20 protein-coding genes are annotated in these 22954 nt (G+C 73.7%); 9 read left to right on the forward strand and 11 right to left on the reverse strand.

The window, feature by feature from the left end; all coding sequences use genetic code 11:
• The first annotated feature begins 540 nt into the window (after nt 1-540).
• A complete protein-coding gene (locus ACIF6F_RS06670) occupies nt 541-1962 on the forward strand; it encodes a DUF6777 domain-containing protein (RefSeq protein WP_399942220.1) in 1422 nt (473 codons plus the stop codon).
• 91 nt (nt 1963-2053) lie between these two features.
• Here ACIF6F_RS06670 and ACIF6F_RS06675 read toward each other — a convergent pair whose 3' ends face one another.
• Nucleotides 2054-2521, reverse strand: coding sequence for an SRPBCC family protein (locus ACIF6F_RS06675; protein WP_399942222.1), 468 nt, complete (start codon nt 2519-2521; stop codon nt 2054-2056).
• A gap of 63 nt (nt 2522-2584) precedes the next feature.
• Here ACIF6F_RS06675 and ACIF6F_RS06680 point away from each other — a divergent pair, with 63 nt between their 5' ends.
• The gene (locus ACIF6F_RS06680) at nt 2585-4660 is read left to right on the forward strand and encodes a SpoIIE family protein phosphatase (RefSeq protein WP_399942225.1); all 2076 of its coding nucleotides are present in this window, start codon (nt 2585-2587) and stop codon (nt 4658-4660) included.
• 16 nt (nt 4661-4676) lie between these two features.
• Here the strand turns inward: ACIF6F_RS06680 and ACIF6F_RS06685 are convergent, their stop codons facing one another.
• The 4 genes from ACIF6F_RS06685 to modA form a co-directional block, all read right to left on the reverse strand.
• Complete coding sequence (locus ACIF6F_RS06685) at nt 4677-5372, reverse strand: DUF4328 domain-containing protein (RefSeq protein ID WP_399942227.1); 696 nt, start codon at nt 5370-5372, stop codon at nt 4677-4679.
• Nucleotides 5373-5564: 192 nt separating this feature from the next.
• Nucleotides 5565-5939, reverse strand: coding sequence for a peptidase inhibitor family I36 protein (locus ACIF6F_RS06690; RefSeq protein WP_399942230.1), 375 nt, complete (start codon nt 5937-5939; stop codon nt 5565-5567).
• 185 nt (nt 5940-6124) lie between these two features.
• Nucleotides 6125-8113, reverse strand: coding sequence for an ABC transporter permease (locus ACIF6F_RS06695; protein ID WP_399942233.1), 1989 nt, complete (start codon nt 8111-8113; stop codon nt 6125-6127).
• A gap of 116 nt (nt 8114-8229) precedes the next feature.
• On the reverse strand, nt 8230-9036 hold the full coding sequence (gene modA, locus ACIF6F_RS06700; RefSeq protein WP_399942236.1) for a molybdate ABC transporter substrate-binding protein: 807 nt from the start codon (nt 9034-9036) through the stop codon (nt 8230-8232).
• Between the two features lie 242 nt (nt 9037-9278).
• Here modA and ACIF6F_RS06705 point away from each other — a divergent pair, with 242 nt between their 5' ends.
• Nucleotides 9279-9677 carry an RNA-binding S4 domain-containing protein gene (locus tag ACIF6F_RS06705; RefSeq protein ID WP_399942239.1) on the forward strand — a complete coding sequence of 133 codons (399 nt, stop codon included), beginning with the start codon at nt 9279-9281 and terminating at the stop codon, nt 9675-9677.
• A 101-nt stretch (nt 9678-9778) separates the two neighbouring features.
• On the opposite strand, the gene ACIF6F_RS06710 is transcribed toward ACIF6F_RS06705, so the two are convergent.
• The 4 genes from ACIF6F_RS06710 to ACIF6F_RS06725 all read right to left on the reverse strand — a co-directional run bounded on the left by ACIF6F_RS06710 (nt 9779) and on the right by ACIF6F_RS06725 (nt 13658).
• Nucleotides 9779-10189, reverse strand: coding sequence for a PTS-dependent dihydroxyacetone kinase phosphotransferase subunit DhaM (locus ACIF6F_RS06710; protein ID WP_399942241.1), 411 nt, complete (start codon nt 10187-10189; stop codon nt 9779-9781).
• Entirely contained in the window at nt 10186-10779 is a 594-nt protein-coding gene (dhaL, locus tag ACIF6F_RS06715) for a dihydroxyacetone kinase subunit DhaL (RefSeq protein WP_399943429.1), read from the reverse strand. The genes ACIF6F_RS06710 and dhaL overlap by 4 nt, the downstream gene beginning before the upstream one ends.
• An 82-nt stretch (nt 10780-10861) precedes the next feature.
• Nucleotides 10862-11854 carry a dihydroxyacetone kinase subunit DhaK gene (gene dhaK, locus ACIF6F_RS06720; protein ID WP_399942244.1) on the reverse strand — a complete coding sequence of 331 codons (993 nt, stop codon included), beginning with the start codon at nt 11852-11854 and terminating at the stop codon, nt 10862-10864.
• 181 nt (nt 11855-12035) lie between these two features.
• Complete coding sequence (locus ACIF6F_RS06725) at nt 12036-13658, reverse strand: phospholipase (protein WP_399942247.1); 1623 nt, start codon at nt 13656-13658, stop codon at nt 12036-12038.
• Between the two features lie 247 nt (nt 13659-13905).
• On the opposite strand from ACIF6F_RS06725, the gene ACIF6F_RS06730 reads away from it, so the two are divergent.
• On the forward strand, nt 13906-14520 hold the full coding sequence (locus tag ACIF6F_RS06730) for a TetR/AcrR family transcriptional regulator (protein WP_399942249.1): 615 nt from the start codon (nt 13906-13908) through the stop codon (nt 14518-14520).
• A complete protein-coding gene (locus ACIF6F_RS06735; protein WP_399942252.1) occupies nt 14504-16138 on the forward strand; it encodes an isovaleryl-CoA dehydrogenase in 1635 nt (544 codons plus the stop codon). Before ACIF6F_RS06730 ends, ACIF6F_RS06735 begins: the two co-directional genes overlap by 17 nt.
• A 164-nt stretch (nt 16139-16302) precedes the next feature.
• Here ACIF6F_RS06735 and ACIF6F_RS06740 read toward each other — a convergent pair whose 3' ends face one another.
• On the reverse strand, nt 16303-16752 hold the full coding sequence (locus ACIF6F_RS06740) for an SRPBCC family protein (RefSeq protein WP_399942255.1): 450 nt from the start codon (nt 16750-16752) through the stop codon (nt 16303-16305).
• A 112-nt stretch (nt 16753-16864) separates the two neighbouring features.
• On the opposite strand from ACIF6F_RS06740, the gene ACIF6F_RS06745 reads away from it, so the two are divergent.
• Together ACIF6F_RS06745 and metG are read left to right on the forward strand one after the other, a co-directional pair.
• Nucleotides 16865-17422 carry a type 1 glutamine amidotransferase domain-containing protein gene (locus ACIF6F_RS06745; protein ID WP_399943432.1) on the forward strand — a complete coding sequence of 186 codons (558 nt, stop codon included), beginning with the start codon at nt 16865-16867 and terminating at the stop codon, nt 17420-17422.
• Between the two features lie 190 nt (nt 17423-17612).
• On the forward strand, nt 17613-19334 hold the full coding sequence (metG, locus tag ACIF6F_RS06750) for a methionine--tRNA ligase (RefSeq protein WP_399942258.1): 1722 nt from the start codon (nt 17613-17615) through the stop codon (nt 19332-19334).
• A gap of 141 nt (nt 19335-19475) precedes the next feature.
• Here metG and ACIF6F_RS06755 read toward each other — a convergent pair whose 3' ends face one another.
• Nucleotides 19476-20414, reverse strand: a complete 939-nt coding sequence (locus ACIF6F_RS06755; RefSeq protein ID WP_399942260.1) for an alpha/beta hydrolase fold domain-containing protein — start codon at nt 20412-20414, stop codon at nt 19476-19478.
• A gap of 164 nt (nt 20415-20578) precedes the next feature.
• Between ACIF6F_RS06755 and tdh the strand changes: the two genes are divergently transcribed.
• A complete protein-coding gene (gene tdh / locus ACIF6F_RS06760; RefSeq protein ID WP_399942262.1) occupies nt 20579-21607 on the forward strand; it encodes an L-threonine 3-dehydrogenase in 1029 nt (342 codons plus the stop codon).
• A 125-nt stretch (nt 21608-21732) separates the two neighbouring features.
• Complete coding sequence (locus ACIF6F_RS06765; RefSeq protein ID WP_399942264.1) at nt 21733-22932, forward strand: glycine C-acetyltransferase; 1200 nt, start codon at nt 21733-21735, stop codon at nt 22930-22932.
• The last annotated feature ends 22 nt before the right edge of the window (nt 22933-22954 follow it).

Raw genomic sequence — 22954 nt, forward strand, 5'->3', positions numbered from 1 at the left:
GTTTTCCCCGTGCTGGTGGGTGTTTCATGCGGGTCCGAGCCCTGCCGGCGTCTGGGCCCGCGGATGACCTGTCGACAGTTCCGCTCAGCGGACCTCAGGGCCCGGGAGGTGCCGGTTCGCTGGTGCCGGGAGGCCGCGGCGGGGTTTTCCCCGTGCTGGTGGGTCTTTCATGCGGGTCCGAGCCCTTCCGGCGTCTGGGCCCGCGGATCACCCGTCGACAGTTCTGCTCAGCGGGTCTTGCGGGGCGGTCGGTGCCCGGCTGCCCGTTGGGGTGGCGCAAGGTGCCCGTGATCGGGGTGATCCGTTGTCGTCCGGGCACGGCGTGAGCCGGTGTCTTCGGTGGTCGTTTCGGGTGGGGCCGGGCAGGCGTTGGTGCAGGCAGTGGCGGTCGGGTGGGCGGGGTTCGTGCGGGGCGCGGGTCGGTAGGACTTGCGGCCGTCCGGGTGGCGTACAGAATGGTCCGCAGGAGTGAAGAAGTCCGGTTTGTCCCCCCAGGGGCCCGTCTGGAAGACCGAATCCTCCGCCTGGGAAGAAGAGCCCGTGACCACACAACCCTCCGGCCGGCCGTCTTCCGGCCGTCCCTCAGGTCCCCCTTCAGGTCCGCTCTCCGGACCCTCGCAAGGGGGCGCCGCCACGCCTCCTCCCGGCACCCCGCCCGGACCGCCCCCTTCGGGGCCTTCCGGGCCGTCCGGTCCGTCCGGCGGCGGGGAACCCGGAGGGAAGCCCTGGTGGAAGTCGGTGCCGCGGATCGCCACCGCCGCCGTCGCCGTGGTCGCGGCGGCCGTGCTGGCGATCGTGCTCACCCGTCCCGACGGCGGCGGGGGCGACACCCCGCAGGCCAGTGGCGAGGTCTTCCTGGAGCCTGCGGCCTCGGCCGGTGAGGCGCCCTTCACCGAGTCCACGGCCCAGGGCTCCGTCATCCCGGAGTCCCAGGGCACACAGACCACGCAGCCCGCCTCCCCGACCGCCACCGGCCAGACCACGGCCACCCGCAGCGTCAGCGGCTCCGCGCCCGGCCTGTACGGCGGCACCCAGAACGTGGCCGCCTGCGACGTCGAGAAGCAGATCACCTCCCTCACCTCGCAGCCCCCGAAGAACGAGGCGTTCGCCTCCGCCCTCGGCATCCAGTCCTCGGACGTCCCCGACTACCTGCGCTCCCTCACCCCGCTCCAGCTGCGCAGCGACACCCGGGTGACCAACCACGGCTACGAGAACGGCAAGGCCACCGCCTACCAGGCCGTGCTCCAGGCCGGCACCGCGGTGCTCGTCGACGACCGCGGCGTGCCCCGGGTGCGCTGCGCCTGCGGCAACCCGCTCGGCCAGCCGGTGCCGCTCCAGGTCGACCCGAAGCGGTACGGCGAGCCCTGGGCGGCGTACCAGCCGCAGAAGGTCGTCGTGATCGCGCCGTCCACGACCGTGGTCTACAAGTTCGTGATCTACGACCACAAGGACCGCAAGTGGTTCGAGCGGGAGCACGGTGGCCACGGCAAGCACGACCGTCCGGTCCCGCCGCCGAAGCCGTCTCCGACCGTCACTCCGACGAGCACCTCGCCGTCCGTGTCGCCGTCGGTGTCCCCCTCGGTGTCCCCCTCGGTCTCGCCTTCGGTGTCGCCGTCGGAGTCCACGTCCGGCTACCCGTCCGGGTCGACCTCCGTCTCGTCGCCCCCGACGCCCACGCCCAAGCCGTGCCCGTCCCTCGACGGCACCGTCATCGTGACCCCGTCGCTGAAGCCCGGGGAGACGCCGCCGACGCCCTGTCCGCCGCTGAAGCCGCCGCCGGGCGAGACGACACCGGCCTCGCCGGACTCGCCCGTCCCCTACTCGGAGACCCCGGCGCAGTCATCGGCGCCCGCCCCGCCGGCCGAGCAGCGGCCCCTGTCGCAGCCGCCGGCCTCCACCTCCACCCCGCCGGCCCCGCAGAGCTCCTCCGTGCCGGCACCCGCCGAGCAGCCCGGCTACTGAACCACCGAAGGGCCCGGGGCGTCCCGGAGGCCAAGCGCCGGCCTCCGGGACGCCCTCGCGTGTGGCGAGCGCGCCGGATGCTCCGGGGGCCCTACGCCGTGCGGCCCTCGACGTGTGCGGCCACGTCCGCCAGGTCCTTCTCGATGGCCTTCGCCACCGCCCGCCGGCCCAGCCCGCCCAGCAGGCGCGCGAGCAGCGGCATCCTGTGGCCCTCCCGAGGACGGGCGGAGAAGACCATCCGGATGTTGGTCCGGCCCGGTCCCGTCTCCGTCAGCACGAACTCCGACACGTAGTGCATCCCGGAGTTGTCCGCCTCGGCCACATAGCGGGTGGGGGCCTCACAGGCCGTCACCCACATCTCCTCCGTGGCCTCCCTGCCGAACATCCGCCGGGTCTCCCGCCATCGGGTGCCCAGGCCGAAGGGGCCCGGTGTGAGCACCTCCACGCCTTCCACGCCGCTCAGCCGGGCCGGCATGGACTCCAGGTCGGTCATGGCCCGCCAGACGCGCTCCAGCGGTGCGTGGACCTGCCGGTCCACCGAGACTTCAGGGTTTCCCATGAACCGGATTGTCTCCCTCCGCTCGGCCCCCCGCGCAGCGCCGATCGGTGAGACAGTTGCTGCATGGCCGAAAGGGGACTGCCCCGGACCGCCGTGCCGGCACCGGACGAGTGGCCCGCCCGGCCGGAACAGAGCCTCGCGCTCACCGGTCTGGGCACCTTCGACTGGAACCTCGACAGCGGACAGATGCACCTCGATCCCACCGCGCTCGAGGTGTTCGACCTGCGCCCGTACGAGTGGGGCGGCACGGCCGGCTCCCTGCGCCAGCGCATCCCGCCCGGCGAGGACGCCCGGCTCGACGCCCGTATCGCGCAGGCGCTCAAGAACGGCCGTGCCGAGTACGGGGCCTACTTCCGCATCCGGCTCCGCGACGGCAGCCCCCGCTGGACCCACACGCAGGGCCACATCCTGCGGCACGCCGACGGCCGTCCGTTCCGCATCATCGGCATCGTCCGGGACGCCTCGCTCGACCCCCGCCACCCGGGCGCCCGCACGGAGCTGGACGAGGGCCGGCGCCGGATGACCGGGGTCGTCGAGCGCACGACCGCGATCCTCGCCCACGCCCGTACGGTCAACGACGTCACCGACATCCTCAAGGACCCCGAGGCCCTGGGGCACCTGGGCGCGGTCAGCGTGATGCTGGGCGTCGTCGACGGCGGCCGGATCCACCTCGTGGCCGAGGGGCAGCTCGGCTCGTACGTGCCGGAGATCGAGTACACCCGGATCGACGCCGAGTTCCCGATGAGCGAGGCGGTGCGCACCATGCGGCCGGTGCTGATCACCTCGCGGGAGGAGTTCCAGGTCCGCTTCCCGATGCTGTGGCCGTACATCGCGCCGCTGGAGGTGTGCAGCGGCGCCTACCTGCCGCTGATCGCCCAGGGCCGGCCGATCGGCGCGCTGGGGCTGCTGTACGTGCGCGACGGCGAGTTCACCGCCGAGGAGCGGAACCTGCTGGTCGCGCTGAGCAGCGGCATCGCGCAGAGCCTGCAGCGCGCGATCCTCTTCGAACAGGAACACGACCTCGCCGAGGGCCTCCAGCGGGCCATGCTGCCCCGCAGCATCCCCACCGTGCCGGGTGCGCAGATCGCCGTGCGCTACCGGGCGGCCCGGATGGGCCGGAACATCGGCGGTGACTGGTACGACGTGATCCCGCTGCCGGACGGCCGCGTCGGCGTGATGATCGGGGACGTGGAGGGCCACGACACGGACGCCGCCGCCGTGATGGGCCAGTTGCGGATCGTCCTGCGCGCGTACATCACCGAGGGCCACACCCCGGGCACCGCGATGGCCCGGGCCTCGGCCTTCCTGCGTGAACTCGACACCGAACGCTTCGCCACCTGCACGTATGCGGAGGCCGACCTGAACACGGGCCTGCTCCAGCTGGTGCGCGCCGGGCACCTGGACCCGGTGGTGCGGCGCGGCGACGGCAGCTGCCACCGCGTCGTGGTGGCCGGTGGTCTGCCGCTGGGCCTTGCGCACAAGGAGGGCCGGCCCCCCGGCGACGGCTACCCGGTGACTGCGCTCGAACTCCACCCCGGGGAGACGCTGCTGCTCTGCACCGACGGGCTGATCGAACGCCCCGGCCTCGACCCGGACGTCGGCATGCGGGAGTTCATGGCCGCCGTGCGCGACGGGCCCACGGACCTGGAGGAGCTGGCGGACCGGGTGTCCGACCTGGTCGGAGATGCCGGCGGCGGGGACGACATGGCCCTGCTCCTGCTGCGCCGGCACGGCACAGCGGGCCCGCGCGGCGGCGGACCGCTGCGCCAGCACCTGACGCCGGGGGACGCGGACGCCCCGGCCAGTGCCCGGCACCTGATCCGGGCCGCGGCAGCCGCCTGGGGTGCCTGGGAACGCGCCGACGAGATCGAGCTGGCCGCCGACGAGCTGATGACCAATGCCCTGGTCCACACCGACGGCGGGGGCACGGTGACCCTCCGGCTGACGGCCGAGGGCCGCATCCGCGTGGAGGTGGAGGACACCTCCAGCGCGCTGCCGCGCCGCCGCGAGGCCGACGACTTCGCCGTGTCCGGGCGCGGGTTGATGCTGGTGGACGGGCTGTCTGACGCGTGGGGCGTGGAACCGCGGGGCGGCGGCAAGTGCGTGTGGTGCGAGTTCGCCGTACCGGCCGCCGGCTAACCCGGCTGACGCGCGGTCAGGCCGCGGCGACGGGCCCTTCGGTGGCCTTGCGGTGCTGCATGGCCGTCAGCTTCCGTACGAAGAGCAGCGCGAGGACGGCGGCGACGGCGTCGAGCAGGTCGCCGGCGATGACCAGGCGCACGCCGGACACGACCTCGTCGGCCGTCTCGGCGGCCTCGTACGCGCGCACGGCGAACCGGGCGAAGAGCAGCCCCCCGACGTACACCGCCCACCAGGCGTTCACCGGCGCGGCCGACACGTGGCGGTACTGGCCGCCGGGGGCGGCCTGGGTGCTGGCGCCCCAGATGTCGACGGCGTTCTGGTACGGCAGCCAGAGGTTGGCGATCGGGATGAACCAGCAGCCGACGGACCACCCCGGCCGCATCCGCAGCCCGCCGGGCAGGAACACCTCGGCGTTCCCGCGCACCCGCCTGAACCAGACGATGAACACCACGCCCGTGACGAGGAAGGCCAGCATCTGGGGGCCGCCGGAGAACGAGTGCAGCGTCTGCGCCCGCGTCGCCTCGGCGTCGCCGACCGCCGGCGACGAGTACGCGAAGTGGACGTTGAGCCCCGCGGCGACCGCCAGCAGGTCCGTCATGATCACGACGGCGAACAGGACGGTGAGCGCCGTCGCCAGACCGGCGGGCGACTTCAGCCGCGCCGGTGCCGGTGGCGTGTAGGCGGGCAGGTGTGAGGCGTTGAAGGACACGACGAAGGACCCCCCCCGGGCCGGAAGACGGGAAACCGCCCGTGGAGCGTGGGCGCCGGAGGAACATACGTCAGCCGGGCGGCGGCCGTCCACAGCAATCACTGCAGGTCCGAGGGGTGGCAGGGGGAGGGCCCGGCCGCGCGGCAGGCGCGGCCGGGCCCGGTCAGGGGAGGGGATGGGCGGGGTGCCGGATCAGCACTCGCCGCGCCAGCGGACTCCGGTCAGGGTGATGTTGTCCCAGTTCGCCTTGTACTCACCGGGGCCGGGGTTGTAGTGCATGCACGCGGTGTAGGCGCCGGTGCGCCAGCGGTAGGACTGGTCCACGTGGTCCGCCCCGGCGTCGGGGAGGCCGTTGTTGAAGGTCGACTTGACGTTCGGGATCCACCCCGACCAGTTGCCCCAGGTCTTCAGCAGCAGCGTCCCGGACTGGTCGTATCCGGAGTACGCGCAGAAGTAGCCCTTGGGACAGCCGGGCGGGTCCCCCTCGGCGGAGGCCGACGGGGCGGTTGCCATGACACCGGCGAACGCGGCGGTGGCCGCGAGGACGCCGAGGACACGAGTGCGCACGATGAAGTTCCCCCTTCTGGTGCGGCGTGCTCGGTCGAGCGCCTTCGACGCTAGCGGGGTCCGTGAGCGCTTCTCGGGGGTTTGCGAACGAATGGCCGAAGCCGCACCCCCGTGGGGTTTTGCGCTCTTGTGTCCCGGGCCGGCAGCCGTTCCGGGACGGGGTACGCCCTGCCGCGGCCGCGCCGCTACAGCGCGACCAGGGTGACCTCGGTGGCCTTCACGCTGGTCCACACGTCCGTGCCCTCCACCAGTCCGAGTTCGGCCGCCGCGGCCGGCGTGACCTCGGCGACCAGGTCCGGCGCCTCGGCGGAGGCGACCAGCACGCGCAGCCTGCTGCCCACGGCGGTGACCTCGCGGACCGTGCCGGACCAGACGTTGCGGGGGCTCCCGCCGGGCTTCTCGCGGTGCAGGGCGACCGCCTCCGGCGCGATGATCGCCAGCGCCCGGCCGCCCTCCGGGGCCCGGTCGGCCACGATCAGCCGGCCGCCGCCCTCCAGGGCCAGACCGTCCCCGCGGAAGGTGCCGGGCCAGGCGTTGCGCCCGAGCATCCGGGCCACCCAGGGCGACCTGGGGTGCCGGGTGACCTCGGGCGGCGGCGCGTCCTGGAGGGCCCGGCCGCCGTCGAGTACGAGGACCCGGTCGGCGAGCGAGACCGCCTCCACCGGGTCGTGGGTGACGATCAGGCAGACGCCCCCGAAGCCGTCCAGGTGCGTGCGCAGCATGTGGCGGACGTGGGCCCGCGTGGTCTGGTCGAGGGCGGCCAGCGGCTCGTCGAGCAGCAGCAGCCGGGGCCGGGCGGCCAGCGCCCGGGCGAGGGCCACCCGCTGCGCCTGCCCGCCGGACAGCTGGGCGGGCTTGCGGTGGGCCAGGTGGCCGACGCCGAGCCGGTCCAGCCAGTCCTGCGCGGCCTTCCGGGCACCGGCCCGGGGCACTCCGCGGGCGCGCAGTCCGTACGCCGTGTTGGCCAGGGCGGTCAGGTGCGGGAAGAGGGCGCCGTCCTGCGGCACCCAGGCCACGCCGCGCCGGTGCGGCGGCAGCGCGGTGACGTCGGTGTCGCCCAGGCGCAGCACGGCGTGGGCGCGGGGGGTGAGGCCCAGCAGGGCCCGGAGCAGCGTGGTCTTGCCCGCGCCGTTCTCGCCGACGACAGCGATGGTGGTGCCCGGATCCGCGTCCAGGGTCAGCCGGTTGAAGCCGGTGACCTCGGCGTGCAGCGGCCAGGACCCGTCGGTGCTGGGCACGGGCGCGGGCTCGGGTACGGGCTCGGGTACGGGCGCCGCGGCGGGCCGGTCGCCCGTACCTGCGCCGGAAACGGCGACGGGGGACTCCGGTTCTTCCGCCACCACCTGTTCCCCCGCCCGCCCCGCGAGCGGCGTGCCGGTCCAGCGGCCGCGCAGCGCGATCAGCACCGCCATGGCGATGGCGAGCAGCAGCAGGGAAAGGGAGGTCGCCGCCTCGGGCTGGTCCTGCAGCAGCAGGTACACCTGGAGCGGGAGGGTCTGGGTGGTGCCGGGCAGGTTGCCGGCGAAGGTGATGGTCGCGCCGAACTCGCCCAGGGCGCGGGCCCAGGTGAGCGCGGCACCGGCGACCAGGCCGGGCGCGACCATCGGGAGGGTGACCGTGAAGAAGACCCGTACCGGCGAGGCGCCGAGGGAGGCGGCCGTCTCCTCGTAGCTCACGCGGAGACCGCCGAGCGCGCCTTCCAGGCTGATGACGAGGAAGGGCATGGCGACGAAGGTGGCCGCGACCACCGCGCCCGAGGTGTGGAACGGCAGGGTCACCCCGAAGGTGTCCTCCAGCCAGGGGCCGAGCAGGCCGCGCCGGCCGAAGCCGAGCAGCAGGGCCACACCGCCGACGGTGGGCGGCAGCACCATCGGCAGCAGCACCAGCGAGCGCACCACCGCCTTGCCCGGGAAGTGCACCCGCGCCAGCAGCCAGGCCAGCGGCACGCCCAGCAGCAGCGACAGCACCAGTGCCCAGAAGGAGACCAGCAGCGACAGCTTGAGGGCCTCGACCACGCCGGGGCTGCTCAGGTGCGCGCCCAGCTCGTCCCACTCGGTGCGGGCCAGGATGCCGATCAGCGGCAGCAGCAGGAACGCCACGGCCAGCAGGGCGGGCAGCGCCAGGGCCAGCGGGGCACGGGGGCGGCCCGGGGTGCGGGTGCGGAGGGGGTTCATGTGGCGGGTCGTTCCTGGTCGGCGCCGGGGGCTGGGGGACGTACGGGGGCAGCGTAGGCACACGGCGGGTCTGCCCGTCCCCCCGGTCCGGGCAGACCCGCTCCCCCTCCTCGGGACTACGGCTTCTGGAAGCCCGCGTCCCGGAGGATCTTCTGCGCCTCGGGGGAGCTCAGCCACGCGACGAACGCGGCGGCGGCCTCGGAGTTCTCGGAGCCCTTCAGCGTGGCGGCCGGGTACGAGGCCACGGCGTTCTGGTCGTCCGGGATCTCGACGGCGTCGACCTTGTCCGCGGCGGAGGTGACGTCCGTCTTGTAGACGAGGCCGGCGTCGGCCTCACCGAGCTCGACCTTGCTCAGCACGGCGCGGACGTTCGGCTCCTGCGAGACCGGCTTCACGACGATCTTCTGCGCGTCGAGGATCTTCTTGCTGTAGCGGCCGACCGGCACCTCCGGCGCGGCCAGCACGACCTTCAGCCCGGTGTCGGCGAGGTCCTTCAGGGCGCCCACCTTGTGCGGGTTGCCCTTGCCCGTGGCGATGACCAGGCGGTTCCTGGCGATGACGGCCGGCGTGCCGGTCTCCGCCGCCAGGCCGTCCATCGTCTTGGTGTCGGCGGTGACCAGGGCGTCGGCCGGGGCGCCCTGCCTGACCTGCGCGGCCAGCTCCTGCGAGCCGGCGAAGGAGAAGGTGATCCGCGTGCCCGGGTGGGACTTCTCGTAGGACGCCTTGGCCTTCTCGAAGACGTTCGTCAGCGAGGACGCGGCGAGGACGGTGAGCTTCGCGCCCTTCGCCTCGGCCGACGGGGACGTGGTGGAGTCCTTCGCGGCGTCCTTGCCGCCGTCACTTCCACAGGCGCCGAGCGGCAGGATCAGCGCGGCGCCGAGCAGGGCGGCGGTGGCACGGCGGCGGGTCGTCGTCGGGGACATGAGGGTGGCTCCTCGGAGGTTGCGGCCGGTGCGTGCCGGTCCGCGCAGCGGGTGAACCCCGCCGGTGACGGGCGGCGCGGGCTCTTCATGACCGAGCGGGTGGTACGGCGTGTCGCCGCACCTGCGACAAGTTAGGGGGATGGTCGCTGCATTTGCAATTCTGTCTTGTAGATATACATGGCAGATGCTGTCCACTTGGTTAATCCCACGAAGGCCGGGACGATCCGGGCTAGAGTCGCCGCATGTCCGCACAGACCTCCTCCGCCGCCCCCGACCAGGGCGGCACCGCGCGCGTCGACGCCTGGATCTGGTCCGTACGCCTGACGAAGACCCGGTCCGCCGCGGCCTCCGCCTGCCGGGCCGGCCACGTCAGGGTCAACGGCGACCGCGCCAAGCCCGCCCAGACCGTGAAGCCTGGCGACGAGGTCCGGCTCTTCCACGAGGGCCGTGAGCGCATCGTCATCGTCCAGCGGGTGATCACCAAGCGGGTGGGCGCGCCGGTCGCCGCCGAGTGCCTCATCGACAAGAGCCCGCCGCCCCCGACCCGGGTCGAGGCCGGTGCGACAGGTCTGCGCGACCGCGGCGCCGGACGCCCCACCAAGCGCGAACGCCGCGACCTCGACCAGCTCCGCGGGCGGTAGACACGTCGCCGGGCCCGCGCGCTCGGCGGGCGGCCCGTACGACAAGAGCCCGGCACCCCCTCGGGAGGGCGCCGGGCTCACGTCGTGGGCGGGGGAGGCGGTCAGATCTTCCGGTACGCGTACGCCTCGGCCGCCGAGGCGGCCACCGCCTCGACGCCGGCGCCGGCCGAGGCCGTGACGACCGCCGAGACGGCGCCCTCGACGAACGGCGCGTCCACCAGCACGGTCCCCTCGGGCAGTTCGCCCTCCTCGGCCAGCAGGGCCTTGACGGTCAGTACGGAACTGCCGAGGTCGGCCAGGAGCGCGACGCCCGCCCCCCGGTCCACCGACCGGGCGGCGGCCACGATCAGTTCCGCGCTCGTGCCCAGGCCGCCGTCCAGCGTGCCGCCCGCCGTCGCCAGCGGTACCGGCGGACCGCCCGCCGCGAGCCCCCGGGCCAGCTCCGCCACCGATTCGGCCACCTGTGCGCTGTGCGAGACCAGCACGATCCCGACCTGTGCCTCCGTGCTCACGCGCCGCCCTCCCCGTCACCGGCCGCCTCGGCGGCCTCGGCCAGCGCCGCCAGCAGCAGCGCCGAGGAGGTGGCCCCGGGGTCCTGGTGCCCGATGCTCCGCTCGCCCAGGTAGCTGGCCCGGCCCTTGCGGGCCTGGAGGGGTACGGTCGCCAGCGCGCCGTTCTCCGCCGCGTTCCCGGCGGCCCGGTACGAGGTGCTCAGCGCGGCCACCCCGGGCACCAGCGCGTCCAGCATGGTCTTGTCGCCCGGCGCGGCCCCGCCCAGCTGGGCCACCGCGCCGACCCCCGTGTACAGGGCCTTCCGCACCTGATCGTCGGAGACCTCCGCGGCCTCCCCGAGCTCCTTGCCGGCCCGCCGCAGCAGCGTGCCGTACAGCGGTCCCGACGCGCCGCCCACGGTGGAGATCAGGGTGCGTCCGGCGAGCTGCAGCACCTCACCCGGCCGGTCCGGCCGCTCCGACTCCAGCGCCGCCGTCACGGCCGTGAACCCGCGCAGGAGGTTGCTGCCGTGGTCGGCGTCGCCGATGGGGGAGTCCAGCTCGGTCAGCCGGTCCGCCTCCCGCTCCACGGCCGCCGCCGTCGCCGCCATCCAGCGGCGGAAGAACTCCGCGTCGCGCACCCGGCCACCTCCGTCGTCCGTCGTCGCCGCCCAGCCTACGGACTCGGGCCGCTCACCGCCCCCAGCGCAGCGCCGGGGTGGACACCGGCGCGTCCCACAGCCGCAGCAGCTCCTCGTCGACCGCGCACAGGGTGACCGAACAGCCCGCCATGTCCAGGGCGGTGACGTAGTTGCCGACCAGGGTGCGGACCACCGGCACGCCGCGCTCGCCGAGCACGCGCTGCACCTCCGCGTTGAACCCGTACAGCTCCAGCAGCGGGGTGGCGCCCATGCCGTTGACGAGGGCGATCACCGGCCCGCGGGGCTCCAGGTCGTCCAGGACGGCGTGCACGGCGAAGTCCGCGATCTCGCCCGAGGTCATCATCGGGCGACGCTCCCGGCCGGGCTCGCCGTGGATGCCGACGCCCAGCTCCAGTTCCCCCGCGGGGAGTTCGAAGGTGGGGCTGCCCTTGGCGGGCGTGGTGCAGGGGGACAGCGCCACGCCGAAGCTGCGGGAGGATTCGTTGACCCGGCGGGCGACGGCCGCGACGTGGTCGAGCGGCGCGCCCTCCTCGGCCGCCGCGCCGGCGATCTTCTCGACGAACAGGGTGGCGCCCGTGCCGCGCCGGCCGGCGGTGTACAGGCTGTCGGTGACGGCCACGTCGTCGTTGACGAGCACCCGCTGGACCCGGATGCCCTCCTCCTCGGCGAGTTCGGCGGCCATCTCGAAGTTCAGCACGTCGCCGGTGTAGTTCTTGACGACGAAGAGCACGCCCTCCCCGCTGTCCACGGCTGCCGCTGCCCGCACCATCTGGTCCGGCACGGGCGAGGTGAACACCTCACCGGGGCAGGCCGCCGCCAGCATGCCGGGCCCCACGAACCCGGCGTGCAGCGGCTCGTGCCCGGAGCCCCCGCCGGAGACGAGCGCCACCCGCCCCGCCACGGGCGCGTCGCGGCGCACCACCAGCCGGCGCTCGACGTCCACGGTGAGCTCGGGGTGCGCGGCGGCCATGCCGCGCAGTGCGTCGGCGACGACGGTCTCCGGAACGTTGATCAGCATCTTCACGGACGTCTCCTCAACGGGTGTGCGGGGCACCTGCCGCCGACTGTACTGAGGATCCGTCAGCGCGCGTACCGCAACCGGCCGGTCGGCCGGTCGGCCGGGTGGCCCCGGTGCGCGGCCGGATGCGGCGCCGCCGCCGTCCCCGGGCGAGGGGCGGCGGCGGGCCGGGGTACGCGGGGCGGGGTCAGCAGATCCCGCGGGCGTAGTCGTACGTGGCCGTGGCGGCGGAGTACCGCCACTGCGGGGCCAGCAGGTCCGTACGCAGCTGGGCCGCGGCCCGCGGGCTCTCGACGACGTAGCCGAAGTCCTGCAGCCAGGACGGGTAGAGGTTCTTCGAGCCGATGTAGAAGGCCGAGTCGTCGACCGAGACCAGCTTGTGGTGCTGGGCGTACGGGCGGCCGTCCGCCCAGCGCGGCGCGTCCGCGGCGCGGAAGGTCGCCAGCTGCAGGTTGGCGCACATCGCGGCGCGCGCGGCGGGCTCCCCGCCGGGCAGCAGCGCGAGCCGGCCGCGCAGCGCGTCGCTCACCTCGGACAGCGACTTGATCTGCGAGTAGCCGTTGCTGCCGACCGCACCCCGGTTCGCCGGGTCGCTGACCACGATGCGGACCTTCACGCCCGCCGCCAGCTTGGCGGCGAGGGTGTCGTACAGGCGGATGTCGTAGCGGGGCAGCGGCGGGCAGGTGGCGTTGACGTCCTGCTGGGAGATCTCGACGTGGCTGCGGGCGCTCGCGACGAGCGCGCGCAGGGCGCTCTCCTCAGGGTTGACCGTGTCGTAGTCGCGGTCGGCATTGGTGTTGTCGTGCAGGCCGACCGTGCACTTGGTGTCGGGCGCGGTGGGCAGCGTGGGGCGGAACGCCGAGGCCGGGTCCACGGACTTGATGCCGACGCCGAGGCCGCCGACCGCGATGACCGGTACGTCGCCCTCGCTCCCCGCGGAGGCGGTACGGGCGGCCGTCCCCAGCGTCGGCATGCAGCCGGCGCCGTTGGTCGAGGCGAACCAGACGCTCATGAAGTTGGACTTGTTCTGGCAGGTCCAGGCCCACAGGGTGTCGAGGTAGCGGCTCGCGGAGCCGGCCGCGGGGCCGGTGAGGGCCAGGTCGACGTCGGCCACCGGGTGGGTGGTGTCGAGGTAGTCGTCCTTCCAGCTGTTGATCCCGCCGGTGATCACGGAGCGGCCGTCGACCACCACCAGCTTGGAGTGGTTCCAGGAGAAGGCCGTCTTGGACGTGGTCATCGAGGCGACGTTGAGGGTGACGGACGGGGCCGCCGCGCCCAGGTCGGCCACCAGCTCGTCGCGGTACTTCGAGGGCACCACGTTGGCGTGGTAGAGCGGCGCGGCACCGACCATGATCCGGACGACCGGCTTGTTGCCCTTGGCCACCGAGGCCTTCAGGCCCGCGACGATCGCCTCCTTGAAGGCGCCGTTGGGGAAGGGGGCCAGGGTCGATATGTCGACGGTGCGGGTCGCGGCGGCGATGTTCTCCGTCGTCTTCGCCAGCAGCCGCCGGGTGCCCGGGCGGTCGGCGCAGGTGGCGTCGCCCCAGCAGCCGGGCGTCTGGAGCAGCCAGTCCGCACCCTCGGGGGCGGTGGAGTCCAGGCGGTTGCCCGCGGTGCGCTCCCAGACCTGGCCCTCCAGGCCGGGGGAGACCTGGCGCAGCACCTGCTCGATGCCGTCGAGGTACGGGGTGGGAGTGCCGGAGTCGGCGGCGGCGGGGTGCGCCGGGAGGGCGAGCACGGTGGCGAGGGAGAGGGCGGTGACCGCGGTGCGGGCGGCGGGGTTGGTGCGGCGGAGCCGGTGGGCAGCCAAGGGAGCTTCCTTGCGTGAGGGGTTTCCGGGCGCGCGCGAGAGCCGCCCGGCAAGATCGAACAACGGAAGCTACCAGTGGGTAGAAAGGGTTCCGAAAGGCTCCGAAAGGTTTCGGCCACCCCGCATTTCCCCTGCGTACGGCCGGGGTTCAGGCGGTAGCGGCGAACGGCGGACCGGCGTCGGCGGCCCGTGTGAGTGCCGCGCAAGGCCTGGATTGAAGCACTGAATCAATGCTTCAATCCTTCGTATGCCCTACCGCAGGACCCCCGCCGTCCAGGCCCGCCTCGACGCACGCCGCGACCAGGTGCTCGAAGCCGCCGTCCGCCTGCTCTCCCGGGAGGGGTACGCCGGCTGCTCCGTCGCCGCCATCGCGGCCGAAACCGGCATCGCCACCGGCAGCGTCTACCAGTCCTTCGCCGGCAAGTCCGAGCTGGCCACCGCCCTCTTCCGGACCCTGGCCGCCCGCGAGGTCGAGGCGGTCGCCCAGGCCGCCGCCCGCCCCGGCACCGCCGCCGAACGCACCGCCGCGGCCGTGGAGACCTTCGCCACCCGCGCCCTGGCCGCGCCCCGCCGCGCCTTCGCGCTGCTCGCCGAGCCCGTGGACCCGGCCGTCGACACCGAGCGCCTGGTCTTCCGCCGCGCCTTCCGCGACGTGTACGCCGGCCTGGTCGCCGAGGGCGTCGCCTCCGGCGAACTCCCGCCCCAGTCACCCGAACTGACCGCCGCCGCCCTCGTCGGCGCCGTCGCCGAGGCCCTCGTCGGCCCCCTCGCCGACGGCGACGCCGCGGCCGGGGAGCTCGTACCCGCCCTGCTCACCTTCACCCAGCGCGCCCTTGGAGGACACGTTGCCCAGCACGCATGAGGTCACCAACCAGGTCCCCCCGCACCACGGGTACGACGCCGCCGCGGACCCCGCGCTCGTCGAGGCCCTGCACCGCGAGGGAGCCGGCTGGGCCGCCGGCGAGGTCCACGAGCTGGGCGTGCTCGCCGGCTCCGAGGAGGCCGCCGAGTGGGGCCGCCTGGCCAACGAGAACCCGCCCGTGCTGCGCACCCACGACCGCTACGGCCACCGCGTCGACGAGGTCGAGTTCCACCCGTACTGGCACGAGCTGATGGACGTCGCCGTCGGCCACGGCCTCCACGCCGCCCCCTGGCAGGAGGCCGGCCCCGGCGCCCACGTCGCCCGCGCCGCCAAGTTCTACGTCTGGGGCCAGGCCGAGGCCGGCCACTCCTGTCCCGTCTCGATGACCTACGCGGCCGTGCCCGCCCTGCGCACCACGCCCGAACTCGCCTCGTGGCTGGAGCCGCTGCTCGCCTCCCGCACCTACGACTTCGGGCTGCGCGACCCCCGTACCAAGCGGGGCCTCATCGCCGGCATGTCGATGACCGAGAAGCAGGGCGGCTCCGACGTACGGGCCAACACCACCAAGGCCGTGCCCGCAGGCGACGGCACGTACCGGCTCACCGGCCACAAGTGGTTCACCTCCGCCCCCATGTCGGACGTGTTCCTCACCCTCGCCCAGGCGCCCGGCGGCCTCTCCTGCTTCCTCCTGCCGCGGGTGCTGCCCGACGGCACCCTCAACGCCCTGCGCCTCCAGCGCCTCAAGGACAAGCTGGGCAACCGGTCGAACGCCTCCGCCGAGATCGAGTACGAGCAGGCGTACGGGCTGCTCGTCGGCGAGGAGGGCAGGGGCGTCGCCACCATCATCGAGATGGTCAACATGACCCGGCTCGACTGCGCGCTCGGCGGCGCCTCCGGCATGCGCCTGGGCCTGGTCCGCGCGGTCCACCACGCCACCCACCGCCGCGCCTTCGGCAGGGCACTCGTCGACCAGCCGCTGATGCGCAACGTGCTCGCCGACCTCGCCCTGGAGTCCGAGGCCGCCACCGCCGTCGCGCTGCGGCTGGCCGGCGCCACCGACCGGGCCGTCGCCGGCGACGAGGGCGAGGCGCTCTTCCGCCGCCTCGGGCTCGCCGTCACCAAGTACTGGATCTGCAAGCGCGCCCCGATGCACGCGGCCGAGGCGCTGGAATGCCTCGGCGGCAACGGCTACATCGAGGACTCGGGCATGCCCCGGCTCTACCGTGAGGCGCCGCTCTCCTCGATCTGGGAGGGCTCCGGGAACGTCGCCGCGCTGGACACGCTGCGGGCGATGGGCCGGTCGCCCGAGTCCGTGGAGGCCTTCTTCGGCGAGGTCGAGCTGGCCGCGGGCGCCGACCGGCACCTCGACACCGCCGTGGCGGAGCTGCGCAAGGAGCTCGCCGACCCGGCCGGGGCCGAGTACCGGGCCCGGCGGATCACCGAGTCGATGGCGCTGGTCCTCCAGGGCTCCCTGCTCCAGCGGCACGCGCCGGCCGCGGTGGCCGACGCCTTCTGCGCCGGCCGCCTCGGCGGCGACCACGGCGGCGCCTTCGGCACCCTGCCGCCCGGCGTCGACACGGCCACCCTCATCGACCGCTCGCGGACGATCCCGGCCTGAGCCCCGGGTGCGGGCCCGGCTCGCATGGGCGGGCCCGCACCCCGCGCCGTGGCTCTGCCCGCACCTTGCCGCCTGGCCGCCCCCTGCACCCCGCGCCGTGGCACCGCCGCCCGCCCCCTGCACCCGCGCCGTGGCACCGCCGCCCCCGCGCCGTGCTCCGCCCCTCAGATCGCGCCGCGCCAGCCGCCCGTCGCCGCGCCGCGCTTCTCGATGAACGTACGGAACGCCTCCAGGTCCACCTTGATCCGGCGCTGCACCACGCCCAGCAGCGCCGCGGTCCGCTCCGCCGGCCCCGAGGGGTGGAAGTCCAGCTGCACCACCAGTCGGCAGTCCGTGTCGCCCAGCGGGTGGAAGGTCACCGAACCCGAGTGGCTGACCTCCCCGCCGACCGTCGTCCAGGCCACCCGCTCGTCCGGGCTCTGCTGGGTGATCCGCGCGTCGAAGGTCCGCCGGACGCCCTGGAGGTCGACCACCCAGCGGGTGAGGTCCGGGGCGCGCTGCGTCACGCTCTCCACGCCCGGCATGAACAGGGGGAACTCCTCGAACTGCGTCCACTGGTCGTAGGCGGTGCGGACGGACACGGCGACCTCCACCGCCACCAGCACGTGTGCCATGCCCTCCGGCTGCCCGGGGCGGGGGTACGTAAACGGTGCCGCGCCGGGCAGGGGCGGGGGGACACGGAGGACGCGGGCGAGAGGAGTGGTGACGATGAAGGGTCTCGACGGCATGCGGGTGGCGTTCCTGTGCGCCCCCGAGGGCGTGGAGCAGGTCGAGCTGACCGAACCGTGGCGTGCGGTCACCGAAGCGGGCGGCCGGCCGGAGCTGCTCTCCACGGAGAGCGGGAGGGTGCAGGCCTTCCGCCACCTGGACCGGGCCGACACCTTCCCGGTGGACGCGCTGGTGGCGGAGAGCTCGGCGGAGCACTACGACGCCCTGGTCCTCCCGGGCGGTGTGGCCAACCCGGACTTCCTCCGCACGGACCGGTACGCCGTCGGCTTCGCCCGGCACTTCTTCGGGCTGGGCAAGCCGGTCGCGGCCATCTGCCACGCGCCCTGGCTGCTGGTCGAGGCGGACGTGGTCCGCGGCCGCACCCTGACCTCCTGGCCGAGCCTGCGCACGGACATCCGCAACGCGGGCGGCACCTGGGAGGACGAGGAGTCGGTCGTCTGCCACGCGGCTCCCGGCCCGCTGATCACCAGCCGCAAGCCGAAGGACCTGGAGGCCTTCTGCGCGGCCTTCCTCACCGAATTCGGCGCGGCGCGGCGCGGCTCTCTGGCCGCCTGACCCCCTGGCGGAATCGGTGGCCGGCCGGACGGCCGCAGGGCCGGGAACGGCCCGCGCCGGCCGGGCGCGGACCCGGCAAGCACGTCCGAGGGGTAAAACCGCGGGCAGAGTGACCCGGTGCGTTGGTTACGATGGCGGCGGCCGCCCGACACGGCCCGTCACCCCCTTATGCGAAATGGAGCATCCCAGGATGGCTCGACACTTGGTCACCAGCGCGCTTCCCTACATCAACGGGATCAAGCACCTGGGCAACATGGTCGGGTCGATGCTTCCCGCTGACGTCTACGCGCGGTACCTGCGCCAGCGCGGCCACGACGTGCTGTACATCTGCGCCACCGACGAGCACGGCACCCCCGCCGAGCTGGCCGCCAAGGAGGCCGGGCTCTCGGTCTCCGAGTTCTGCGCCCAGGCCCACGACGCGCAGAAGGCCGTCTACGAGGGCTTCCGGCTCTCCTTCGACCACTTCGGCCGCAGCTCCTCGGAGCAGAACCGCGAGATCACCCAGCACTTCGCCCGCCAGCTGCACGCGAACGGGTTCATCGAGGAGCGGGCGATCCGCCAGGTCTACTCGCCCGTCGACGGCCGCTTCCTGCCGGACCGCTACGTCGAGGGCACCTGCCCGCACTGCGGCTACGACAAGGCCCGCGGCGACCAGTGCGAGAACTGCACCCGCGTGCTGGACCCGACCGACCTGGTGAACCCGCGCAGCGCCATCTCCGGCTCCACCGAGCTGGAGGTCCGCGAGACCAAGCACCTCTTCCTGCTGCAGTCCAAGCTCCAGCACGAGGTCGAGGACTGGGTCTCCCGCCACGAGGACCAGTGGCCGCAGCTGTCCTCCTCCATCGCCCGCAAGTGGCTGACGGAAGGTCTGCACGACCGCGCCATCACCCGCGACCTCGACTGGGGCGTGCCGGTCCCGGCCGACACCTGGCCCGAGCTGGCTGCCGAGGGCAAGGTCTTCTACGTCTGGTTCGACGCCCCGATCGAGTACATCGGCGCCACCAAGGAGTGGGCGGACGCCGCCGGCGACGGCGAGGCCCGCGACTGGAAGTCCTGGTGGTACGAGGCCGACGACTCCGTCCGCTACACGCAGTTCATGGCCAAGGACAACGTCCCCTTCCACACCGTGATGTTCCCCGCCACCGAGCTGGGCGTGCGCGAGCCGTGGAAGAAGGTCGACGTCGTCAAGGGCTTCAACTGGCTGACGTACTACGGCGGCAAGTTCTCCACCTCCCAGAAGCGCGGTGTCTTCACCGACCAGGCGCTGGAGATCCTGCCCGCCGACTACTGGCGCTACTTCCTCATCGCCAACGCCCCGGAGTCCGACGATTCGTCGTTCACGTGGGAGCACTTCACCGCCACCGTCAACAAGGACCTGGCCGACACCCTCGGCAACTTCGTCAACCGCGTGCTGTCCTTCTCGCGGAAGCGGTTCGGCGACGAGGTCCCGGCCGGCAACGCGGCCGGAGAGGCCGAGACCCGTCTCGGCGAGGAGATCGCCCGGCTGCTCGCCGAGTACGAGGAGCACCTGGACGCCCTCCAGTTCCGCAAGGCCGCGGCCGCGCTGCGCGCCCTGTGGTCCGCGGGCAACTCCTACCTGGAGGAGAAGGCCCCCTGGCTGGAGATCAAGACCGACCCCGAGGGCGCCGCGCTGACCCTGCGCACCGCGATGAACCTCATCCACCTGTACGCGGTGGTCTCCGAGCCCTTCATCCCGGCCTCGGCCGCGGCCATGCGCGGTGCGTTCTCCCTCACGGACGACACCGCGACCTGGATCACCGCCGAGCAGGCCAAGGCCCTGGACGCGGTGCCGGCCGGCACGCCGTTCACCGTCCCGCCGGTGCTCTTCGCGAAGATCGCGGAGGAGGACCTGGAGGCGTACCGCGCCCGCTTCGGCGGCGTCGACGCCTGATCCCTCCGGGGGAGCCGTACACCCACGACCGCCCGCCCCGCCGCCCTGCGCGGCGCGGCGGGCGGTCGTCGTCAGGGGGCGGGCGGCGGGGGAGCGGGGGCCGGAGGGCCGTCGTGCCACCGGCAACAGGCCGGTCGGCCATCAGGCTGCCGTGCGGACCAGGTTCACCAGGCGGCGGCGGGCCTCGCGCCCCTCCGGGACCGGGAGCAGCGGGTACACGTGCGGGAGGCCCTCGGCCTCGTGGAGGTCGACCTCCACGCCGGCCGCGCGGGCCCGGTTCACCAGCTCCCGGGCGTCCGTGCCGAGCACGTCCCTCGTGCCGGTGAACACCGTCATCGGTGCCAGCCCCGCGAAGTCGCCGTGCAGGGGGCTCACCCGCGGGTCGGCCGCCGACAGCGTCCCCGCGTACAGCCGGCCCGCCTCCAGCAGCCCCGCCCTCGCCAGCATCGGGTCCCTGGCCTCTATCGCCACCTGCTCCGGATGGCTCATCGACACGTCCAGCCAGGGCGAGATCAGCACGATCCGCGACGGCTGCGCCCCGGTGCGCTCCCGCAGGCGCTGCGCGGCAGCCAGCGCCAGCCCGGCGCCCGCGGAGTCGCCCACCAGCACGGTGCCGCCGGCCCCGCCGCTCTCGATCAGCCCGCTCAGCAGGTCCGCGGCGACCGGCACGGTACGGTCCGCCGTGCCCCGTGGTGCCAGCGTGTACGCCGGCACCACGCACTGCGCGCCCGCTTCCGTCACCAGCGTGCGGACCAGGGACCAGTGCTGCCGGCGCAGCTCGTGGATGAACCCCCCGCCGTGCAGGTACAGCACCCTGGCCGTGGGCTCCACGCCCAGCGGCGCCGCGTCGTACACGGGCCAGGCGCCGACGATCGTCCGCGACAGCTCGGCCACCCGCCCCAGGGCCCTGGGGGGCAGGTGGGAGGCCGGACGGCGCGCGCTGGCCGCCACCACCTCACGTACCGCCTCCGCGCTCGACCACCGCCTGCGACGGCCCGAGGCCATCAGTGCAGCGGACAGCGCACGGCTGCGCAGGCTCGGCACGTCCTTCTCCTCCCCAACCACCCCTGGCGACGTCACGTACGGAGCATAGGCGTGAAGTTCTGCTGTCGACCCGCTTAAGAAATCCTCGATGGACTGAAACCTTCCCCTGTCGGCAGATTGGTCCCGTCACGCGATCGCGTCACACCCGCACCGCGCGCCCCACCAGGCGCGCGCCCGCACGCATGCATGGAGCCGCACCCATGAAGGCACTCGTCAAGCACCAGGCCGAACCCGGACTCTGGCTCATGGACGTGCCCGAGCCCGAGTACGGCCCCGGCGACGTGCTCATCAAGGTGCTGCGCACCGGCATCTGCGGCACCGACCTGCACATCCGCAGCTGGGACGGCTGGGCGCAGGGCGCGGTGCGGACGCCGCTGGTGCTGGGCCACGAGTTCGTCGGCGAGGTCGCCGCGACCGGCCAGGACGTGCGGGACATCGCCGTCGGCGACCTCGTGAGCGGCGAGGGCCACCTCGTGTGCGGCAAGTGCCGCAACTGCCTGGCCGGCCGCCGCCACCTGTGCCGCTCCACCATCGGCCTGGGCGTCGGCCGCGACGGCGCCTTCGCCGAGTACGTCGCCCTGCCGGCGTCCAACGTGTGGGTGCACCGCACCCGGGTCGACCTCGACGTGGCCGCGATCTTCGACCCGTTCGGCAACGCCGTGCACACCGCGCTGTCCTTCCCGCTGGTCGGCGAGGACGTGCTGATCACCGGCGCGGGCCCGATCGGCATCATGGCCGCGGCCGTCGCCAAGCACGCCGGCGCCCGCAACGTGGTCATCACCGACGTGAGCCCCGAACGGCTGGAACTGGCCCGCAAGGCCGGCGCCACCCTCGCGGTGAACGTGGCCGAGTCCTCCATCGCCGACGCTCAGCGGCAGCTGGGCCTGCGCGAGGGCTTCGACATCGGCCTGGAGATGTCCGGCCGCGGCGAGGCCATGCGCGACATGATCGACAACATGACCCACGGCGGCCGCATCGCCATGCTGGGCCTCCCGGCGCAGGAGTTCCCGGTCGACTGGGCGAAGGTCGTCACCTCGATGATCACCATCAAGGGCATCTACGGGCGCGAGATGTTCGAGACCTGGTACGCGATGACCGTCCTCCTGGAGGGCGGCCTCGACCTCACCCCCGTGATCACCGGCAAGTACGCCTACCAGGACTTCGAGGCCGCCTTCGACGAGGCCGCCACGGCCCGCAGCGGCAAGATCATCCTCGACTGGACCGCGTAAGCGGTCCGGTCCTCTCGGACCACCCTCCCCGGCCGGGTCCCGCCCGACCCTCCCCCTCCCGCGGGACCCGGCCCCCCGCCGTCACCAGTCAGCCGCACTCCGCCGCACAAGGAGCCCAGAGCCGCATGTTCGAGTCCGTACGCGCCGACCTCCGCAGCACCCTCGACGAGATCCGCGACGCCGGCCTGCACAAGCCCGAGCGCGTCATCGGCACCCCGCAGAGCGCCTCCGTCGCCGTCACCGCCGGCGGGGTGCCCGGTGAGGTGCTGAACTTCTGCGCCAACAACTACCTCGGCCTCGCCGACCACCCCGAGGTCGTCGCCGCCGCCAAGGACGCGCTGGACCGCTGGGGCTACGGCATGGCGTCCGTACGTTTCATCTGCGGCACCCAGGAGGTCCACAAGGAGCTGGAGGCCCGTCTCTCCGGCTTCCTCGGCCAGGAGGACACGATCCTCTACTCCTCCTGCTTCGACGCCAACGGCGGCGTCTTCGAGACCCTCCTCGGCGCCGAGGACGCGGTGATCTCCGACGCCCTGAACCACGCGTCGATCATCGACGGCATCCGCCTGTCCAAGGCCCGCCGCTTCCGCTACGCCAACCGCGACATGGCCGACCTGGAGGCCCAGCTCAAGGCCGCGGTCGAGGGCGGCGCCCGGCGCAAGCTGATCGTCACCGACGGCGTCTTCTCCATGGACGGCTACGTCGCGCCGCTGACCGAGATCTGCGACCTGGCCGACCGCTACGACGCCATGGTCATGGTCGACGACTCCCACGCGGTGGGCTTCGTCGGCGCCGGCGGCCGCGGCACCCCCGAGCTGCACGGCGTCATGGACCGGATCGACATCATCACCGGCACCCTCGGCAAGGCCCTCGGCGGCGCCTCCGGCGGCTACGTCGCCGCCCGCACCGAGATCGTCGAGCTGCTGCGCCAGCGCTCGCGCCCGTACCTGTTCTCCAACTCCCTCGCCCCGGTCATCGCCGCCGCCTCCCTCAAGGTCCTGGACCTGCTGGAGTCCGCCGGCGACCTGCGCGAGCGGCTGGCGGACAACACCAGGCTGTTCCGCACCAAGATGACCGAGGCCGGCTTCGAGATCCTCCCCGGCGACCACGCCATCGCCCCGGTGATGATCGGCGACGCCGCCGAGGCCGCCCGCATGGCGGAGCTCCTGCTGGAGCGCGGCGTGTACGTGATCGGCTTCTCGTACCCGGTCGTGCCCATGGGCCAGGCCCGCATCCGCGTGCAGCTGTCCGCGGCCCACTCGACCGAGGACGTCGAGCGCGCCGTCGCCGCCTTCACCGACGCCCGCGCCGCCCTCCAGGGCTGATCACGGGCCCGGCCCGGGAGAC

This window comes from Streptomyces sp. NPDC086023 (assembly GCF_044540325.1).
In the GTDB taxonomy this organism is placed as follows: Bacteria; Actinomycetota; Actinomycetes; order Streptomycetales; family Streptomycetaceae; genus Streptomyces.

What these genes read in the sequence shown, in the direction of transcription:
- modA (WP_399942236.1), bottom strand. Translation starts at nt 9,036, where the DNA reads ATGTCCCCGACGACGACCCGCCGCCGTGCCACCGCCGCCCTGCTCGGC.
- tdh (WP_399942262.1), top strand. Translation starts at nt 20,579, where the DNA reads ATGAAGGCACTCGTCAAGCACCAGGCCGAACCCGGACTCTGGCTCATG.
- ACIF6F_RS06675 (WP_399942222.1), bottom strand. Translation starts at nt 2,521, where the DNA reads ATGGGAAACCCTGAAGTCTCGGTGGACCGGCAGGTCCACGCACCGCTG.
- ACIF6F_RS06695 (WP_399942233.1), bottom strand. Translation starts at nt 8,113, where the DNA reads ATGAACCCCCTCCGCACCCGCACCCCGGGCCGCCCCCGTGCCCCGCTG.
- metG (WP_399942258.1), top strand. Translation starts at nt 17,613, where the DNA reads ATGGCTCGACACTTGGTCACCAGCGCGCTTCCCTACATCAACGGGATC.
- ACIF6F_RS06730 (WP_399942249.1), top strand. Translation starts at nt 13,906, where the DNA reads ATGCCCTACCGCAGGACCCCCGCCGTCCAGGCCCGCCTCGACGCACGC.
- ACIF6F_RS06680 (WP_399942225.1), top strand. Translation starts at nt 2,585, where the DNA reads ATGGCCGAAAGGGGACTGCCCCGGACCGCCGTGCCGGCACCGGACGAG.
- ACIF6F_RS06705 (WP_399942239.1), top strand. Translation starts at nt 9,279, where the DNA reads ATGTCCGCACAGACCTCCTCCGCCGCCCCCGACCAGGGCGGCACCGCG.
- ACIF6F_RS06740 (WP_399942255.1), bottom strand. Translation starts at nt 16,752, where the DNA reads ATGGCACACGTGCTGGTGGCGGTGGAGGTCGCCGTGTCCGTCCGCACC.
- dhaL (WP_399943429.1), bottom strand. Translation starts at nt 10,779, where the DNA reads ATGGCGGCGACGGCGGCGGCCGTGGAGCGGGAGGCGGACCGGCTGACC.
- ACIF6F_RS06765 (WP_399942264.1), top strand. Translation starts at nt 21,733, where the DNA reads ATGTTCGAGTCCGTACGCGCCGACCTCCGCAGCACCCTCGACGAGATC.
- ACIF6F_RS06745 (WP_399943432.1), top strand. Translation starts at nt 16,865, where the DNA reads ATGCGGGTGGCGTTCCTGTGCGCCCCCGAGGGCGTGGAGCAGGTCGAG.